This is a genomic window from Bacteroides stercorirosoris (assembly GCF_900142015.1).
Classification (GTDB): domain Bacteria; phylum Bacteroidota; class Bacteroidia; order Bacteroidales; family Bacteroidaceae; genus Bacteroides; species Bacteroides stercorirosoris.
In genome coordinates this window covers 1-18,726 of record NZ_FQZN01000019.1, presented here as the reverse complement: position 1 = coordinate 18,726, position 18,726 = coordinate 1, and the positions used below count along the sequence as shown (strand labels likewise).

Sequence of the window (18,726 nt, the reverse complement as noted above, 5' to 3'; positions counted from 1 at the left end):
GGTTGTTTTGCAATAAACGAACAAGAATCGTAAAACCTAAACATTAAAGAATTATGAAAAAGTTTATTGCATTAGTAGCATTAGTGATGATGAGTGCGGCAACGACCGCCATGTATGCACAAGAAAGTAGAGCGGAACGCCGCGCAGACCGTAAGGCACAAAGAGACGCTGAACGCGCCCGCCTGAAAGCTGAAGAACAAGTAGCCGACGCCATCTCGTATGATGACGCTGTGGCTGCATTGAAAGCCCACCAATTTGTACTGGAAGCCGACCAGGTGATGTTCCGCAACGGACAGACGGCTTTTGTAAACTCCAACACCAACTTCGTACTGATGAACCAGGGACGTGGTACCGTGCAGGTAGCGTTCAACACCGTATATCCCGGTCCTAACGGCATCGGCGGTGTAACTGTGGACGGTTCCACATCGGATATGCAGATTACTACCGATAAGAAAGGGAATGTGAATTGCCAGTTCAGCATTCAAGGTATCGGTATTTCGGCACAGATTTTCATTACATTGACCAACGGCGGCAACAATGCCACTGTAACCATCAGCCCGAACTTCAACTCCAACACGATGACGTTGAGCGGTAATCTGGTTCCGTTAAGTCAATCCAGTATCTTCAAAGGACGTTCCTGGTAAAGCCCTTTACAATATATATATTTCCACTCTGCTGCAAAGGTACCTTTCGGGGACTGTTTGCGGCAGAGTTTTTTTGTATAAATACGAATCAGCAGACAGATGCCCATAGGACCGGAAAGGGATGAAAGCCGGACAGTGACGGTCAAGGTATATGAGAGAGACAGAATAGGGTTATAGATAAGCATAGAATCAATGCCGATGATTCCTAGAATCAATGCCAATGATTCCTACAATCAATGCCAATGATTCCTATCATCATTACGGATGATGACTATCATCAATACGGATGATGACTACCATCAATACGGATGATGACTACCATCAATACGGATGATGACTACCATCAATACGGATGATGACTACCATCAATGCCGATGATGGCTATCATCAATGCCAATGATGATAGGTTAATCTATATCTTTATCCTGTCTTTGCTATATACCTTGACCATTACAGTCCGGCTCCCAGCCCATCCGAACAAAAAAAGGAACAGTTCATTTCATTCTGCCTCTGTTTGCATTATCTTTAAAGAAGATAAGCTGCATTTCGGCAGAACTTTCCCATGCAAGCATGAAAGTTCTGCACTCAATTTGCATTATCTTTGTACCCGATATGAGAGAATTTATCATCGCCGACAATCAGGACATCACCAAAGCAGGTATGATGTTCTTGCTTAGCAAGCAAAAAGACACTGCCTTGTTGCTGGAAGCGGACAACAAAGGAGAATTGGTTCAGCAACTGCGCCTGCATCCGCAAGCGGTAGTTATACTGGACTATACCCTGTTTGACTTTTCCGGAGCAGACGAACTGATTGTATTACACGAACGATTTAAGGAAGCTGACTGGTTGCTTTTCTCAGACGAGTTGAGCGTGGAGTTTTTGCGGCAAGTACTGTTCAGCAGCATGTCGTTCGGGGTAGTATTGAAGGATAATTCAAAAGAAGAAATACTGTCCGCACTGCAATGCGCCTCAAGGAAGGAACGGTTTATCTGCAATCATGTGAGCAACCTGTTGCTGTCCGGCAGCAATGCTTCTCCCGCCCGCCCCGCACTGAAAGACGATTTACTGACCCCGGCGGAACGTAGCGTACTGAAAGAAATAGCTTTAGGAAAAACAACCAAAGAGATTGCAGCGGAGAAAAACCTAAGTTTCCACACAGTAAACAGCCACCGCAAAAATATATTCCGCAAGTTAGGAGTGAACAATGCCCACGAAGCCACGAAATACGCGATGAAGGCGGGAATTGTAGACTTGGTGGAATACTATATATAAGGATGCGAATCCCTTACATAAAAAAAACGAAAAGCCTTATATAAGAAAATTTTCAGACACAGATTTCTCCGCTACCGATACATATCCGGGAAGCCTCATCATAAACTACGCCGAATTGTCCCGGAGCGATGCCTTGCAAATTATCAGCTGAGATAATGCGATACGTCTCCCCTTCCGGGATTAATCTTCCCTGCATGAACTCCGGTGTGTGCCGGATTTTAAAAGTAACATCCACTTCTTCCCCCTTCCGCCAGGGATTCCCGGTAATGAAATGGAAATCGTGCATCTTAAATTCCCGACCATATTGCCACTGCGTATCGTATCCGCGAGAGACATAAAGCACATTCGCTTCCACATCCTTGCGAACCACAAACCAGGGCCCGCCACTCAGTCCCAAGCCCTTGCGCTGGCCGATGGTATGAAACCAATAACCACGATGCGTACCGAGTTTCCGGCCTGTTTCCCATTCCACTATATCCCCTTCACGCTCGCCGAGGAAGCGACGGACAAAGTCATTATAATTTATCTTACCCAAGAAGCAGATGCCCTGGCTGTCACGGCGGCGGGCAGTGGGCAACCCGGCCGTGCGGGCAATATCCCGTACTTCCTGCTTCATCAATCCCCCCAAAGGGAACATGAGTTTAGAGACTTGCAGATAGTCAATCTGAGCCAGGAAGTCGGTCTGGTCTTTTACCGGGTCTACGGCTGTACCCAGCCATATCTTGCCATCCTTATTAACGGTAGTGGCATAATGTCCGGTGGCGGTGAAGTCAAACTCTTTCCCTACTTTTTGCTCGAAGCAACCGAATTTGATGAACCGGTTGCACATCACATCAGGATTGGGAGTCCGCCCGCTACGAATTTTATCAATAGCATAGGCAGCAACCTGTTCCCAGTACTCTTCCTGCAAGTCTATCATTTCAAGAGGCAAGCCATAACGGCGGGCAACGGCCGAAGCCATTTCCCAGTCTTCCTCGGCCGAGCAATCCATAAATTCGGCACCGTCCATTCCTATCTTGATATAGAATAGGGACGGGCGGTAGCCTTGCTCACAAAGGAGGTGTACGACCACAGAACTGTCGACACCTCCTGATAATAAAACAGCAATATTCATTTAGTAAAGTAGGTAGTTATCGTTTCATTCAGATTTTGTCCAATGCCTGAGATAAATCATCCAGCAAATCAGCAATATGTTCCGTACCGACGGACAGACGGATCGTTCCGGGTTTAATGCCTTGTTCTTCCAGTTCCTGCCCATTCAGTTGCGAATGGGTCGTGGTAGCCGGATGGATGACAAGCGACTTGACATCTGCCACATTGGCCAAAAGCGAAAATATCCGCAAGTTATCAATAAAAGTATGCGCTTCCTTCACCCCACCCTTCACTTCAAAAGTAAAGATAGAACCGGCACCACCCGGGAAATACTTTTCATATAAAGCATGATCCGGATGCTCCGGCAACGACGGATGGTTAACCGCCGCCACCTTAGGATGCTTCTTCAGGAAGTCAACCACTTTCAACGCATTCTCCACATGGCGTTCCACACGCAGGGAAAGAGTCTCCAATCCTTGCAGCAGAATGAAGGCATTGAACGGACTGATCGTCGCCCCTGTATCACGAAGCAACACGGCACGGATACGGGTTACGTAGGCGGCAGCCCCCGCAGCATCCGTAAACCGAACGCCATGATAGCAAGGTTCCGGTTCCGTCAGTTGAGGGAATTTGCCGGAAGCCACCCAGTCGAACTTGCCACTATCTACAATCACGCCCCCTAATGACGTGCCATGACCACCAATGAATTTTGTAGCAGAATGAACCACGATGTCAGCCCCGTATTCTATCGGACGTATCAGGTAAGGAGTGCCGAAGGTATTATCTATGATCAATGGAATGCGGTGGCGGTGGGCAATTTCGGCTACTGCGGCAATATCAATGATATTGGAATTCGGATTACCCAAAGTCTCGATAAATACGGCTTTCGTATTCTCCTGTATCGCCTTTTCAAAGTTCGAAAGCTCAGTAGGATCTACAAAAGTAGTAGTCACTCCGTATGCCGGCAGGGTATGCGCCAACAGATTATACGTACCTCCGTAGATGGTCTTGGCAGAAACGATATGGTCTCCGGCACGGGTGATATTCTCAAAAGCATAAGTGACGGCAGCAGCGCCCGAAGCGACCGCCAGTCCGGCAACGCCACCTTCGAGAGCAGCCACGCGGGCTTCGAATACGCCCTGTGTGGAATTAGTCAAGCGTCCATAAATATTCCCCGCATCTTGCAAGCCGAAACGTGCGGCAGCATGGGCAGAGTCACGGAATACGTATGAAGTAGTCTGATAAATAGGCACGGCGCGTGCATCGGTGGCCGGGTCGGGCTGTTCTTGTCCTACGTGTAGTTGGAGCGTCTCGAAATGCAGTTTCTTTGTTTCCATTGTCGTTGTATTTTTTAGGATTAATTGATTGAGTGCAAAGATAAGGGGATGCCCTGACATGGGCAATGGCACAAGATAGGGAATTTTATACCACATTTATGGTAGATAAACAAACTATTCGCTAAATTTGCAACGAAAACCAAACGATAGATACAGATGAAAAGAAGGAATATACAGCTTTTCCTACTATTGGGAGTCCTTGCGATGACAAGCTTATTCTCTTGTGGAGTAGACCGTTGGCCGGAATATTATCCGCTGACCGGACGTGATTTGTGGATAGACAGCATCATGAGGGAAGAATATCTTTGGTTTGAAGACATCCCCAACTCAAAAGACTTGAACTATTTCCTCTCTCCGGAAGCGTTTCTGGAGAAAATAAAGTCTCCGCTTGATAAGGGATATTCCAGTGTCGACACATTGTATGGTACTCCTCCGCCAAGTTATGGCTTCGACTATAACCTGTATCGCGTCGTCGACAATGACACCGCCTATCTTGCTCTGGTCACCTACGTTATTCCCGAATCTCCGGCTTCAGAAATAGGATTGAAGCGGGGGGAATGGATCATGCAAATCAACGATGACTTCATTACCAAAAAGACTGAGAAGTTACTGACCGAAGGCGAAAACCAGAAACTGTCGATAGGAAGATACGTCACAAAAAAGAATGAAGAAGGAGAAGAGGAAGGCAGCATTGAAAGTTATCGTGAAGCCAACCTGCCCGCTTCCCGCCCGGTGGAGGATGTCGTCATACCGGCTTATGCTCTTTACACCAGCGGAACTCTGAATATCGGTTATTTGGCATACAATCATTTCAGCAAGGAATATAACAGCGAACTGCTCCGGCTTTCCCAATTGTATAAAGAAAAGGGAGTAACGGACTTCATCCTCGATTTGCGCTACAATGACGGTGGAGAAATGGAGTGTGTACAGCTATTGGCAGACATACTGGTGCCCGCCGATAAGTTAGGCAGCCCCTTTGCCTCATTGGTATACAGTCAGAAGCGGCAATATAAAAACCATGAGTTGACGCTTGACGCCCAGCTTCCGGAAGGAGGCAGCAACTTAAATCTGCCTAAAGTCTATGTACTGACAAGCAGCACAACTGCGGCTGCCTCAGAAATGCTGATCAACTGTCTGAAACCTTATATGAAAGTAGTGGTAGTGGGCAGCACCACCAAAGGAGTAACGGTGGCTACGGAAAGTTTCCCCAGCGATCAATTCTTGTGGGTGCTCCGCCCCGTTGTGTGCGAAGTATTCAATTCGGAAGATGAGGCGGATTATGCCAAAGGGTTCACTCCGGACTATGCTGTCAGCCAGCTGAGTAATTTTGCCAAAGTATTGCCATTAGGCGACCCGAATGAAGAACTGATAAGTGCGGCATTGGGCATCATCAATGGCAGCATCGTACTTCCCGAACCGGAGCCAACCCCCGAAACCCAAATGACAGTTGTGAAAAGCGTAAAGGTGAAACGCACCTTCCGCAACGGTCTTATAATCAAATAAATTGAAATGACAAAAAAAATCCTCGTAGGCTTACTTCTCGTTGGGGCATTGACAAGTTGTAATGATGATGATAATTCAGTAAATCTAGAAACTGATAATATCTTCGTTTGCAAGAACGAAAACGGAATTCCAAATGCCAATGAATATCCCGTGACCCATTTCTCGAAAATCGAGTTATCAGAAGTAAAGACAGGAGATGCCCAGCCTGTCACTACGACTCAAACTTACATCTATGAAACCGGTCGGCTGGCGAACCTCACATTAAAGCAGAACTTTGTGGCAGGAGAATCAGTAGAAATCAAAAGTGGCATGCAGATAACTTATGAAAATCATAAGGCTATAGTAACCGATGACTACGGCTATATATCCACTTATACTCTGAATGATAAAGGTTACGCCATAAGTTGTATACGACAAGAAGGCATTAATACCCGCTTTTATACTTTCTCCTATCTTGTCAACCCGGAAGGAAAGCATTTTCTTAAGGATGTTACAGAATCATTAGATGGAAATCAGACTTATTCCGCTATTCATATTGACTATAGCGACAAGAGAGAATTACATATCACCGAACAGACGGATAATTATGAACAATCATATACAGCTACAACCCCGGCCAATGAGGAAATAGCCAACACTTCAGAGCTCCCCTTCCTGTTCCTTGCTGAATTATACCCTCTCTCATTTCATACAGCCGCCCTTTACGGAAAACTTTTAGGAGATCCGTATAATGTTTTGGTCACTCGCTTCCAACCGGACGAGAATAGTGAAAGCAATGAAACCGTAACTTACAGTTATACTCTCAATGCAAAAGGCATTGTAACTTCTTGTCGGAATGTGACAAACAGTTACGGTACGAACTATGTCCGTACCGTAAACTATACAATCGAATAAATTAAGGATATTATCTCTTGAAGAACTTATCGAAGAAAAGAATTTGGTAATCAATGGAATTACTCCAGTATTTCCCGTTATGAGAACCGGGACGGGTTATGAAATCATGACTGATATTCTTCTCCAACAAGCTCTCGTGCAAGGCTTTGTTCACATTCAGGAAGAAGTCTTGCTCACCGCAATCGATAATCAATGCAAGATCACCCTCTTTTATTTTATCAATCTGAGTGATAACCGTGTGCTGATTCCATAAAGCCTTGTCCGCTTCATATTCACCGAGTTGCAGATTCATCTCCCAGTTCTTTGGAAACGGACGGATATCAACTCCACCACTGGTGCTTCCTGCCGCACCAAACGTATCGTTATGACGGATTGCCAACCACAACGCTCCATGTCCGCCCATACTCAAACCGGTAATGGCACGCGCTTTCTTTGCGGGAATAGTAGCATAGTGATCATCCGTATACTTCACCAGTTCCGAGGCTACAAAAGTCTCGTAACGGTAAGCCGGATTCTTAGGGCTATCCCAGTACCAACTGTTTTTACCATCGGGACATACGAAGATGATTCCTTTCTCATCAGCAATTTGGGTCAATTCCGGTTTAAGCCCCACCCAGGTACGCGCATTACCACCATAACCATGCAACAAATAAACCGTCGGACAAGCCTCTGCTTTCTTCCCCAATGCCTTGTCCGGAAGTACATATACCACCTGCACTTCTTTCTTCATCGAAGGACTCTTTACCATAATAGTATCTACCCGTGCCGCTTGCGCCGCAACAGCGGCAAACAACACCAAAACGCTAAACAGAATTTGTTTACTTCTCATGTTTTTCATTCATTAATAATCCATATAAATAGGCGGCAATATTAGTAATAAAATTCAAAAAATTAGTATGTTTGCAGCATAAACTATTCAAAACCTATATGGAATTTATTATTATCCTACTTTTATTAGTGTTGAACGGTGTCTTTGCCATGTATGAAATAGCATTGGTATCATCCAGCAAAGCGCGGCTCGAAACCCTTGCCGGCAAAGGAAGCAAAAGAGCCAAAGGCGTGCTGAAACAGCTGGAAGAACCCGAAAAGTTTCTTTCTACTATTCAAATCGGAATTACCCTCATCGGTATCGTATCCGGAGCTTTCGGTGGTGTTGCCATTGCCGATAATGTAGCGCCGTTGTTTGCTTCCATCTCAGGATTAGCCCCTTACGCCAAAGACCTTGCCATGATTACGACCGTGGCAATCATCACTTACCTTTCGCTTATCATAGGTGAGTTGGTGCCCAAATCCATAGCCTTGAGTAATCCGGAACGTTATGCGACTCTGCTCAGTCCCGTCATGATTCTGTTGACTAAAGTCTCATATCCCTTCGTTTGCCTGCTCAGTTTCTCCACCAAAATCATGAATAAACTAATTGGATTGAACAATGGAGAAGAACGTACCATGACGCAAGATGAATTGAAAATGATTCTGCATCAAAGTTCGGAACAAGGTGTCATAGATAAGGAAGAGACCGAAATGCTGCGAGATGTATTCCGCTTTTCAGACAAACGCGCCAATGAACTGATGACTTACCGCCGCGACATCGTTGTACTGCATCCTACATATACCCATGAAGAAGTACTGCAAATCATCCGCGAACAACATTTCAGCAAATATCTGTTAGTAGAGAAAGGAAAAGACGATATTATTGGTGTGGTGTCCGTCAAAGATATAATCCTGATGTTGGGCAGCGAAGATCCGTTCGATTTACGCAGTATAGCCCGCCCTCCCCTGTTTGTTCCGGAAAGTTTATATGCAAAGAAAGTTTTAGAGGTATTCAAGAAGAACAAAAATAAGTTCGGAGTTGTTGTAGACGAGTACGGTAACACCGCAGGTATCATCACCCTGCACGATTTGACGGAAAGCATCTTCGGCGACATCCTTGAAGAGAACGAAACGGAAGAAGAAGACATCGTCACCCGGCAGGATGGCTCGATGCTCGTTGAAGCCTCCATGAATATGGATGATTTTATGGAAGAGATGGGTATCTTGAGTTACGATGACCTGAAAGAGGAAGATTTTACCACACTAAGCGGGCTCGCCATGTTCCTCATCGGACGGGTGCCGAAAGCCGGAGACTTGTTCAGCTACAAGAACCTGGATTTCGAGGTGGTGGACATGGACCGTGGACGAGTAGACAAACTACTTGTCATCAAAAGAGAAGAGAAAAAATAGCTAAATTGCATTTTATATATTAACTTAAACCATTAAAGCAATGAAAAAAGTAATGATGATTGCAGCTATCGCTGCTGCGTTGGTATCCTGCCAATCAAAAGGAACTCAGAATAATGCTGCTGTAGATGAAGGCGAAGGTGTGATGGCAGTTGCCGGAAATGACTCTTCCGCTGTCGCCGTTTACGAAGGTCTCCTCCCTGCCGCCGATGGTCCGGGTATCCAATACGTATTGAGCGTGGACAGTGTAGGTCCTGACGGAGAAAGCGGCTATACTCTGGTAATGACTTACCTGGATGCAGAAGGTCAGGGACAGAACAAGAGTTTCACAACCAAAGGTAAGAAACAAGTCATCAAAAAGACCGTGGACAACAAACAAAAGACGGCTTACAAACTGACGCCGAATGACGGTGACGCTCCTGTCTACTTTGTAGTAGTGAACGATACCACTTTACGTCTGGTTAACGATAGTTTGCAAGAGGCTGTCAGCGACCTGAACTACGATATTATTCAAGTGAAAAAATAATCAGCAAAACATTTCATGTAAGGAGGAGCCAAAGTATATTTGGCCCTCCTTTTTATATATTCTCTGATAATGAGACAACACAAACAGATTATGAGAAGATATTGTAAGCCTCTCTCCTATTGACAACATATATTTGCAATGTCAATCATTCAAATATTTATAATATGAAAAAAAACATTATCACACTCATTATCCTATTGATTACTATCCCGAAGATTACGGCTCAAACATACAAAGTAGAAAACAAACATCTGGCACGTATTCTGCAAGTAACAGAAGGGCGGTTATCCACGCTGTCAATTATCAACAAACAAGCTAAGACCGTATTAAGACCGACAAGCTGTGATGAGTTCTCCCTTCGTTTCTCCATACCTGCCCAAATGAATAATACAGACCATATTTTATCAGCCAAAGACTTCACTGTTATTTCCGCTTCTCCTTATGTGAATCCTCAGCGTCCGGAAAGTAAAGGATATCTGTTCCGGCTACAAGGAAAAGAGAATGATTTATCTCTGACCGTTTGTTATGAGTTGGCAGAAGATGAAAGCTACTGTCGGAAACATTTGGAACTGACTTCCTGTAGGGATATTTGCTTGAAAAGAATAGATGTAGAAGCCATTGCTTTTGAAGATGCCTACCAAAACTACACACTCAAGAAAATCACAGCCAGAGGCAATGCGCAATGGAAGCCAGGGCTGGGACAACCGCTTTATACTACTCAAACAGGAACCTTTTGGGGAATAGAATTTCCGGCTGCCACCAACGAAGTCAATAACCACCAGATAAACTGCGGATATTTGTGGGGACAAACACTAAGCCAAGGCACACCTTATATATCATACAACAGCATAATAGGTGTAAGTGCCGATCCGCAATTTATAGACGATGCTTTCTATAACTATATCAATAAGATAAGGAAACGCCCGTTGCGCCTGCAAATCCAATATAACAGTTGGTTTGATTATTCCAGAAACGTATCAAAAGAGAAATTCATCCACGCTGTGGAGAAAATCAACAATGAATTAGTAACACAAAGAGGTTGCCAACCACTGAATGCCTATATTATTGACGATGGCTGGCAGGATACCAGCAAAGAAACCGACTGGTCAGACAAAGTATGGACGATCAACTCCAAGTTCCAGCCTGATTTTGCAGACTGCTTCCGCTCCGTACAAAATGTACACTCACAATTAGGACTCTGGCTCAGTCCCGGCTGTCTCTTCGGAGGGCAACCAATGGTGTCCAAAATGCGAGAATACGGCTTTGAGGCACTATCTTCGGCATGTCTATGACTGGTAAAACCTACATGCAAAAATTAGAAAACCGAGTACTGGAATTAGCACGCATGGGAATATCCTATTTCAAATTTGACGGTCTTTTCGGGCATCTCAATCTCCGTGATTTCGATATCACCAACAATCCTTTTCCATCATCAAATGATGAAAGACTGAATGACAGCAGCTACGATGAACAAAAAGGTTATTATCTTTCAGCTGGAACGGAACGACTCATGCAAATCTTCAATAAACTGGGGGCAGTAAATCCGGATATATTCATCGCCATCACGAATGGTGCTTATCTGAGTCCCTGGTGGTTACAATATATTGATATTGTATGGCTGATTAATGCGGGAGATGCCGCCAAAGGAAATGACCGGAATGGAGAATTAGTATACCGCGATCAAATTTATCATCAGATATGGAAAGAAGAGAACACAAAGTTCCCGATAAGTGCCATCTTCAACCATGAACCCAAAAAGATATCATCGGATGAAACTCCCGAAACATTCAGGAACTATCTATATATGAATCTGAGCCGTGGTACAGGCTTTATCGAACTATATATCAAAACCGACAACCTTTCTTCCAGTGATTGGGACATCCTTGCTGATGGTTTGAAATGGAGCCGGAAAATGTTTTCTACTTTCCACAACGTACATATACATGGAGGTTCACCCCAACAGAACGAAGTATACGGTTATACAGCCTGGACTGATAAGCAAGGATATATATCATTCCATAATCCATCAGATATGCCCCAAAGTTACCGAATTACATTGAACAGGACAGTAGGCATGCCTGAATCCAAAACATATTTAAAAGTTAACTCACCAACTACAAATATTCAGGGAAGGTTAGCTACAAAATATCGTTACGGAGATACTATTTCCATCACATTGGCGCCTAAAGAAATATTAATTCTTGATTTTACACGCTAAGAAAGTACTTTCTGAAACAATATATATAATAATTGAAACAATATTCTAAGCTCTGTATTGGTATTGCTCGTACTTTTGCAACATCGAATCAAATGAAAAGCATCAATTTATGAAAAGACTTATATTCATATTATTTTGTCTCGCTTCACTGGCACAGGCGCAAATTCCCACCAACAAACGGGAAGTGATGCAACAATTCTTGTCAGGTACCCTAGACGAGTCATATGTACCGGCGGCATTTTTCATGCATTTCGGAAAAGATGCCCGTACCGGAGAGAAAGCTATAGATGCACACTTACGTTATTTTCTGTCTACAGGTATGGATTTCGTCAAGATTCAGTTCGAACAAGGCTACGGTCGTATCCGGATCGAGAAGCCGGAAGATTGGGAGCAGATAAAAGCTCTTCCAGCGGACTTCTTCGCTCCCACACTGGAAGTGGTACAGGGAATTTACGATATTGCCGGAGCCAATGCAATGATATTGCCTACCGTTTATTCTCCATTTCAAATGTTAATACAAAGTGTAGGAGCCAAAACCGTAGTAGCATATGCCAAGACAGAACCTGAACGAGTTAAAAAGGCTCTTGAATATTTTACAGAAGCACTTATCGGATACGTAAAAGCCTGTAAAAAAATTGGTGTAGACGGTTTTTATACACCTACTCAGGGAGGAGAAATAAAGTTTTATGAGGTCCCTGCATTCTTTGAAACATTTGTCAAGCCCTATGATTTAAGAGTCATGCAGGAGTGTAATGCAAATACACAGCTCAATATACTTCACATTTGTGACTATGAGGGCCAATATGACGATTTAACCCGCTTTATCTCATATCCCGGACAAATCATAAATGCTCCTTGTGAAATAGCCGGCAAGCCATTCAGTCTGCAAGCATGCGAACAATTATTCAAACGTCCTGTAATGGGAGGATTATATCGTAAAGGAGCTATATTAGAAGGAAACCCTGATGACATAGCTAAAGAAATAAAGATATTAAAGAAATCACAAAAAGGAAAGCTCTTCATTTTAGGAGCCGATTGTACTATTTTACCCAAGACACCGATAGATAACATAAGAACTGCTATTAAAACATCACATCATACTCATAAATAGAAATTGAATTCATAGGCTTTTTAAATTCATAGTTAGTTGGTCAATAGGTATTATATCTCATAGGTTATTTTTAGGTAGATTGTTTATTGAAAAGCGGTTGTTGTGAGACACCCGCTTTTTATTCTTATGAATTGTCTAATATATATAAATAAATATCATGAATAAGAAAATATTAGCATCCGCCATAATGGCGGCAGTGCTTTCTTGTCCCATTTTTGCCATTACACACACTTTCACGTCTGCCGATATCGGGAAATTGAAAGTCACAATGTCCGATGGTTCCTTACAGCCCGGTGATACTTTACTTTTGCAAAATGGTACCTATTCGCATCTTGGAAAAGTTATTTTCACAGGAAACGGTACTGCCGATTGTCCAATTGTACTGAAAGCTGCTAATCCCGGAAAGGTCATTATATCCGGAGCTACTGAAATACGTCTGTCCGGCAGCCATCTTCAATTAGAAGGACTCTACTTTCATAAAGCATGGGCTGCGGATTTCGAAATGATAGAATTCCAATTGGACAAAGAACATCCAGCTACCCATTGCCGCATTACCCGCTGTGCCATCGATGATTGTAATGATCCGGGCAAAGGTGAGAAACCGGGAGGTGGAACGGAAAACTGGATTGGTCTGCATGGTAATAACAATCGCATCGACCATTGCTATTTTGCCAACAAGCGCGCCCGCGGCTTGGTCATACAGATTACTGTAGAAGATGGTGGTGACCACAATCATCATCAGATAGATCACAATGTATTCGGTTATCGGAAGCCTTTCGGAGGGAATGGTGCGGAAATCATACGTGTGGGGAACTCATGGTCATCACAATTGCCTTCTTACAGTATTATCGAGGAAAATATATTTTATCATTGCGATGGAGAGAATGAAATCGTTTCCGTAAAGTCCGGTTTCAATACTGTACGTCGCAACCTGTTTTACGAATCGCGTGGAGGATTGGTATGCCGTCACGGACATAACAACATAATAGATTCCAATGTCATTATTGGAAATAATCTGCCATCAACCTCAGGCATTCGTATTATAAACCAAGGACATACCGTCAGCAACAATTATATAGAAGGTGTTACAGGAAAAGGTTCCGGTGCTGCGTTCATTCTTCGTATGGGTATATATGAACGCCCCAGCACTCCGGAAGACTATGAAGATGAAAAGCTTAAATCTTATCATCGTGCAACAGATATCGATATCGCCTTCAACACTTTCATTGATTGCGCTGAACTGAATTTCGGAGATGGACGGGGAGACAAAGAACCGCGAAACGTACGTTTCGCTCATAACCGGATTTATTCTTCCAATGCCATTCCTAATATAAAAATCAGTAACCCGGCCATATTCCCTGGTATCACCTTTATCGACAATCTTTGCCAGTTCAAAAACAATGAATTGCCTGCCATCAAAGGATTTCAGACAATCACATTCAATGACAGGCAACTAAGAATTCAGCGATGGCAGGCCGTCTCTCCCACTGTTTGCGGAACGTCCTGGCACAACGTTGAGCAAAAAGAGATGGAAAGTCTTATAAAATCAATGAAACGTTAATCAATCACTTGTATTGTAATTCATCCGATGTCTGGCATCTCCAGACATCGGGTAGAAACAAAGCATACTACTTTGGCACACATATTCATTATATTATTTTACCTTTAATATAACTTTTTGTTTTGGAAGCCCTTTAGACTCTACAGTCAAAATTACTTTTCCCTGTTCCATATATTTGCCACGCAAAATAACCAAAGCCAATCCGTTATAAGCATCTCTTTCTGACAATTGGAAAGGCAATAAACTTGTTGCATCTCCATTATCCGTAGCAACTATTTCAGCAGGACCGCTAACAGAAAACTTTAAATGATTCTTAGAACGAGGTACAGCACGGCCTTTGGAATCAACAATAGCCACACGAATAAATGATAAATCCGTACCATCATTTTTTAGAACGGTCTTTTCCGGTGTCACTTGCAAAGCAGCCGGCTTTCCGGTTGTTTCCACGACCTCTTCCGCCCACTTCTGCCCGTTTTTATAGGCTACCGCTTTCAAAACACCCGGTTCATAATGCACATCATCCCATGTCAAACGATCATAAGAATGGATCTTTTCCCTACGTCCCAAAGGTTTACCGTTCAAAAACAGTTCCACAGCATCCCCCGAAGTATAAATGTGAACCGGAGTTATTTTTCCAATCCGTTCCTCCCAGTTCCAATGAGGCAATATATGTACAGTCGGCACATCCGGACACCAATAACTCTTATAGTTGTAATAACGGTCTTTCGGAAATCCGCATAAATCGACAATACCGAAATATGAACTACGAGACGGCGTTTTAATCTTACCTAACTCTTCCAACTCTTTCCGTGCTTTCTCCAGCTCAGCCGGATCACTAAAGTTCAACAGATTGGTAAGGTCTTTGTTATATGGAGTAGGCTCTCCCAAATAATCGAATCCTGTCCACACAAACTCACCACTCATAAATGGATATTCCTCATTCATTTTGAATTGAACTTCAGGAGCACATCCCCAACCGATAGTTGTCATATCATACGATGAAAGCTGAAAACCGGAACGACTGTCATCAACATGGGTCGTTACCGGAAAAAAGTACTCTCCTCGCGAACTCGTCGCAGAAGAAGTCTCGCTGGCATGGTAACGGCGAGTCGGATTGTACTCTTTGAAAAGTGGATAAGTTTTATGAAAATAGTTCAAACCAAATATATCTACCTGATTCACAATATCCCGGAAAATAGCATCCCGCTTATTACATCCGAGCGACGTAGGACGTGTAGGGTCTTCGTCGTGACAGTAGGCAGTCAAATTACGGGCTATTATAATACCCTGGTCAGTCATCTGGTCGGGTACCTCATTACCTATACTCCACATTATAACCGAAGGATGATTACGATAATGGCGTACCAGTGAACGCATATCCGCTTCACTCCAATCATCAAAAAGAAGATTGTAATCATTCTTACGTTTTCCTTTCTGCCAGGTATCCGCCAACTCCAGTTGCATCATCAGTCCCATACGGTCACAAAGAGCCACTAACTCCGGTGCAGGAGGGTTGTGAGAAGTCCGAATGGCATTTGCGCCCATTTCTTTCATTATACGCAACTGTCTTTCGGCAGCCACTTTATTGAAAGCTGCCCCCAAAGCACCTAAATCATGGTGCATGCACACTCCTTTGATTGCAACTTTCCGCCCGTTCAACATAAATCCCTGATCATGTGTGAACTCAATGGTGCGGATTCCAAAAGGGGTTTCATAACAATCCACCTCTTGTCCGTCCTTAAATATCCGGCTGACTGCCACATAGCAATTCGGGGTATCAATACTCCACAACTTCGGAGCATCCACCTCAAATTGGAAACGGGCACTTGCCCAACTATCTTTTTTGATTGCTATACTCTTTGTGATATATTGCGCCACCTTGTCACCCATAGGATGTCCATTCTCATCTTGCAGATAAATGCCTGTCCGTACTTCTACCTGAACGTCTTTTCCTGCATGATTTTCAACATTCACTCCCATCTCCATAATAGCTTTTTCCTGATTGAGTTGTACGTTTCGCACGAAAGTTCCCCATTGTTCCACATGTACGGGAGATGTTTTTAGTAGCCAGACATTCCGATAAATTCCACTACCCGGATACCAACGCGAAGCATCATCCGGATTATCCAGCCGGATAGCCAACACATTCTTTTGTCCCACCTTGATGTATGGCGTCAAGTCAAGACGAAAAGAAGCATAACCATAAGGCCACCCGCCCACGTATTGTCCATTGCACCATACAGAGGCATACGACATGGCTCCATCAATATCAAGATAGATTTGTTTCCCGGCATCACTCTCTGTCAACTCAAATGTTTTACGATACCAGCGTATTCCCCAATAGGGCAATTTACCGGTTGAACCCATATAATCAATATTAAAAGGTCCTTCAATAGCCCAGTCATGCGGAAGATTCAGTTGCCGCCATCCACTATCATCAAAATCAGAGCTCACATAAGCTATATTTCCTCCCGGATTACCTTCCGGTCGCCGATGCTTTTTTCCAAATATGATAAAATTGTTGGCACAAGGCAACAGATAAGGTTTCAGTCGAAAATAATGCAGTGCAGAATCCACCCCTACCGGATCATTTTCCTGATAACGCCAATCGCGATTGATATTAATACGCTCTCGCACAACCAATGTTTCTGAACAAACACCATTCTGTCCCCAAATGAGTACAAAAATCAATGAAATAAAAAATCTGTGTTTCATAATATTCAGTTAAATTATTAGCATTACAAAAGTAAGGAATGAAAAGACACAGGATTATCAATATTATCTATATCTCTGTCAATCCCGTCTCAAAAGAGTTTTATTATTAGCTGTATTTTTCAACTTTGCATGTAAATTGCATGTTACTTAATGCAATACCTATTTTCAGTTAATAACTTATAATTTTAAAAAATCATGTACAAGTATTCTAAAGATGGAGTTTCCGTACTCACAGTATTAGACAAAAGAAAACAGAAAAAGAACGGATTGTTCCCGATAAAAGTACAAGTTATCTACAACAGAAAGCAGAAATACTATTCTACCGGGCAAGAGGCTTCTGTCACGGATTGGGAAAAACTGCCATACGCCAGAAGCCATAGGTTGTCTGAGATACGACGCAATATCGAAAATAGCTTCTCGCTCATCAAACTGCAAGTCGAAGTTCTATCTTTTCAAGGTGAATTCCATTTTGATACCTTAAATGCCCGCTTAGGCAAATACTCAGATTTGTCGCTCAACACGCTATTCTTAAAGAAGTTGGAAGAATTGAAAGATAACGGACAAGCGAACACTTATCTGTCCTATAAAGGTGCATTAAATAAGATTGAACAATTCGCCGGAAAACATATTTCTTTCCATGAGATAACAATCAGCTGGTTAAACCGTTTTGAACGTCATTTATCAGCATCAGGTATCAGTTATTCCAGTATGGGATTCTACTTCAGGAATCTGAAATGTATTCTTAACATAGCCCGCAAAGACGGCGTAATCAAAGAAAGTCAATATCCTTTTGGAAAAGGAAAATATGAGATTCCTGTCGGATGTGGACGTAAACTGGCATTAAATCTGGGAGAAATAAAGAAAATAGCCACATACACCGATGGAACAGAAAAAACCGAAATGTACCGTGATCTCTGGTTCTTCTCCTACCTATGCAATGGTATCAATTTTCGTGATTTATTATATCTGCAATACTCCAACATCATCAATGGAGAAGTCTGTTTCATACGTGCAAAAACAGCCCGAAACACCAAACGGAGTAAAATTATCCATGCAGTCATCACTCCCGAAATGCAAAGAATAATCAAGAAATGGGGTAACCCTCCTATCTTACCGGAAACTTATATCTTTCCTTTCGCCACCGGAGCGGAGAATCCATTCGAAAGAGTAAAACTCGTAAGAGAAGTGGTCACTGAATGTAATCAGATTCTCTACAGGATTTCATGTAAAACAGGAATTCCACGAATTACCACCTATTCAGCGCGCCACTCATTCGCCACTGTATTAAAACGTAGCGGCGTCAACATCGCTTACATATCAGAAAGTCTCGGACATTCCAACTTAGCAATCACGGAAAATTATCTCGCGAGTTTCGAGGTTGAAGAAAGAAAAAAGAATTCTGTTCTCCTGACTAAATTTGATATATAAAATAGTGACATATATGTAAATAGCATGTTCCACAACAGCAGGCAGAAGTAATCATACGTTTTTCTCTCTCACAAAATCAGAGTAATAACTACTTTTTTATCGACTGAGTTTAAAATGATGTATTGATATTATGTAAAAACAATCAAACCATGAAAACTCAAAAAGAATTCCAGGTGAAATCCCTTGTTAATTTAAGTCTAATTTAAAA

At 43.0% G+C, this 18,726-nt stretch carries 16 protein-coding genes; 11 read left to right on the top strand and 5 right to left on the bottom strand.

The genetic code is table 11. The annotated features are described in order from the left end of the window. Nucleotides 1–53 precede the first annotated feature (53 nt). Nucleotides 54–644, top strand: coding sequence for a DUF4251 domain-containing protein (locus BUC01_RS14810; protein WP_025831256.1), 591 nt, complete (start codon nucleotides 54–56; stop codon nucleotides 642–644). Here BUC01_RS14810 and BUC01_RS14805 read toward each other — a convergent pair. Continuing rightward, a complete protein-coding gene (locus BUC01_RS14805) occupies nucleotides 611–865 on the bottom strand; it encodes a hypothetical protein (protein ID WP_073314090.1) in 255 nt (84 codons plus the stop codon). The genes BUC01_RS14810 and BUC01_RS14805 overlap by 34 nt on opposite strands. 391 nt (nucleotides 866–1,256) lie before the next feature. Here BUC01_RS14805 and BUC01_RS14800 point away from each other — a divergent pair, with 391 nt between their 5' ends. Beyond that, on the top strand, nucleotides 1,257–1,916 hold the full coding sequence (locus BUC01_RS14800) for a response regulator transcription factor (RefSeq protein WP_073314138.1): 660 nt from the start codon (nucleotides 1,257–1,259) through the stop codon (nucleotides 1,914–1,916). A 52-nt stretch (nucleotides 1,917–1,968) separates the two neighbouring features. Here BUC01_RS14800 and mnmA read toward each other — a convergent pair whose 3' ends face one another. Then, nucleotides 1,969–3,030 (bottom strand): tRNA 2-thiouridine(34) synthase MnmA, encoded by a 1,062-nt coding sequence (gene mnmA, locus BUC01_RS14795; protein WP_073314087.1) that lies wholly within the window; start codon nucleotides 3,028–3,030, stop codon nucleotides 1,969–1,971. A gap of 28 nt (nucleotides 3,031–3,058) precedes the next feature. Then, nucleotides 3,059–4,345, bottom strand: a complete 1,287-nt coding sequence (locus tag BUC01_RS14790; RefSeq protein WP_025831255.1) for an O-acetylhomoserine aminocarboxypropyltransferase/cysteine synthase family protein — start codon at nucleotides 4,343–4,345, stop codon at nucleotides 3,059–3,061. A gap of 156 nt (nucleotides 4,346–4,501) precedes the next feature. On the opposite strand from BUC01_RS14790, the gene BUC01_RS14785 reads away from it, so the two are divergent. Continuing rightward, complete coding sequence (locus BUC01_RS14785) at nucleotides 4,502–5,848, top strand: S41 family peptidase (protein WP_073314085.1); 1,347 nt, start codon at nucleotides 4,502–4,504, stop codon at nucleotides 5,846–5,848. Nucleotides 5,849–5,854: 6 nt separating this feature from the next. Next, nucleotides 5,855–6,742 carry a DUF4595 domain-containing protein gene (locus BUC01_RS14780; protein ID WP_025831254.1) on the top strand — a complete coding sequence of 296 codons (888 nt, stop codon included), beginning with the start codon at nucleotides 5,855–5,857 and terminating at the stop codon, nucleotides 6,740–6,742. 10 nt (nucleotides 6,743–6,752) lie between these two features. On the opposite strand, the gene BUC01_RS14775 is transcribed toward BUC01_RS14780, so the two are convergent. Next, nucleotides 6,753–7,571, bottom strand: coding sequence for an alpha/beta hydrolase (locus tag BUC01_RS14775; RefSeq protein ID WP_025831253.1), 819 nt, complete (start codon nucleotides 7,569–7,571; stop codon nucleotides 6,753–6,755). 98 nt (nucleotides 7,572–7,669) lie between these two features. On the opposite strand from BUC01_RS14775, the gene BUC01_RS14770 reads away from it, so the two are divergent. The 6 genes from BUC01_RS14770 to BUC01_RS14750 all read left to right on the top strand — a co-directional run bounded on the left by BUC01_RS14770 (nucleotide 7,670) and on the right by BUC01_RS14750 (nucleotide 14,375). Continuing rightward, the gene (locus BUC01_RS14770) at nucleotides 7,670–8,962 is read left to right on the top strand and encodes a hemolysin family protein (RefSeq protein WP_025831252.1); all 1,293 of its coding nucleotides are present in this window, start codon (nucleotides 7,670–7,672) and stop codon (nucleotides 8,960–8,962) included. Nucleotides 8,963–9,002: 40 nt separating this feature from the next. Then, a complete protein-coding gene (locus BUC01_RS14765; protein WP_025831251.1) occupies nucleotides 9,003–9,485 on the top strand; it encodes a copper resistance protein NlpE N-terminal domain-containing protein in 483 nt (160 codons plus the stop codon). A gap of 164 nt (nucleotides 9,486–9,649) precedes the next feature. After that, nucleotides 9,650–10,777 (top strand): alpha-galactosidase, encoded by a 1,128-nt coding sequence (locus tag BUC01_RS25880; RefSeq protein ID WP_244895749.1) that lies wholly within the window; start codon nucleotides 9,650–9,652, stop codon nucleotides 10,775–10,777. Between the two features lie 14 nt (nucleotides 10,778–10,791). Next, a complete protein-coding gene (locus tag BUC01_RS25875; RefSeq protein ID WP_244895748.1) occupies nucleotides 10,792–11,703 on the top strand; it encodes a hypothetical protein in 912 nt (303 codons plus the stop codon). Nucleotides 11,704–11,812: 109 nt separating this feature from the next. Then, nucleotides 11,813–12,814 (top strand): uroporphyrinogen decarboxylase family protein, encoded by a 1,002-nt coding sequence (locus tag BUC01_RS14755; protein WP_073314083.1) that lies wholly within the window; start codon nucleotides 11,813–11,815, stop codon nucleotides 12,812–12,814. 157 nt (nucleotides 12,815–12,971) lie between these two features. Further along, nucleotides 12,972–14,375 (top strand): polysaccharide lyase 6 family protein, encoded by a 1,404-nt coding sequence (locus BUC01_RS14750; protein WP_025831250.1) that lies wholly within the window; start codon nucleotides 12,972–12,974, stop codon nucleotides 14,373–14,375. Nucleotides 14,376–14,468: 93 nt separating this feature from the next. Here the strand turns inward: BUC01_RS14750 and galB are convergent, their stop codons facing one another. Then, nucleotides 14,469–17,090 carry a beta-galactosidase GalB gene (galB, locus tag BUC01_RS14745; RefSeq protein WP_025831249.1) on the bottom strand — a complete coding sequence of 874 codons (2,622 nt, stop codon included), beginning with the start codon at nucleotides 17,088–17,090 and terminating at the stop codon, nucleotides 14,469–14,471. A 195-nt stretch (nucleotides 17,091–17,285) separates the two neighbouring features. Here galB and BUC01_RS14740 point away from each other — a divergent pair, with 195 nt between their 5' ends. Next, entirely contained in the window at nucleotides 17,286–18,518 is a 1,233-nt protein-coding gene (locus tag BUC01_RS14740) for a site-specific integrase (RefSeq protein WP_025831248.1), read from the top strand. Nucleotides 18,519–18,726: the final 208 nt, after the last annotated feature.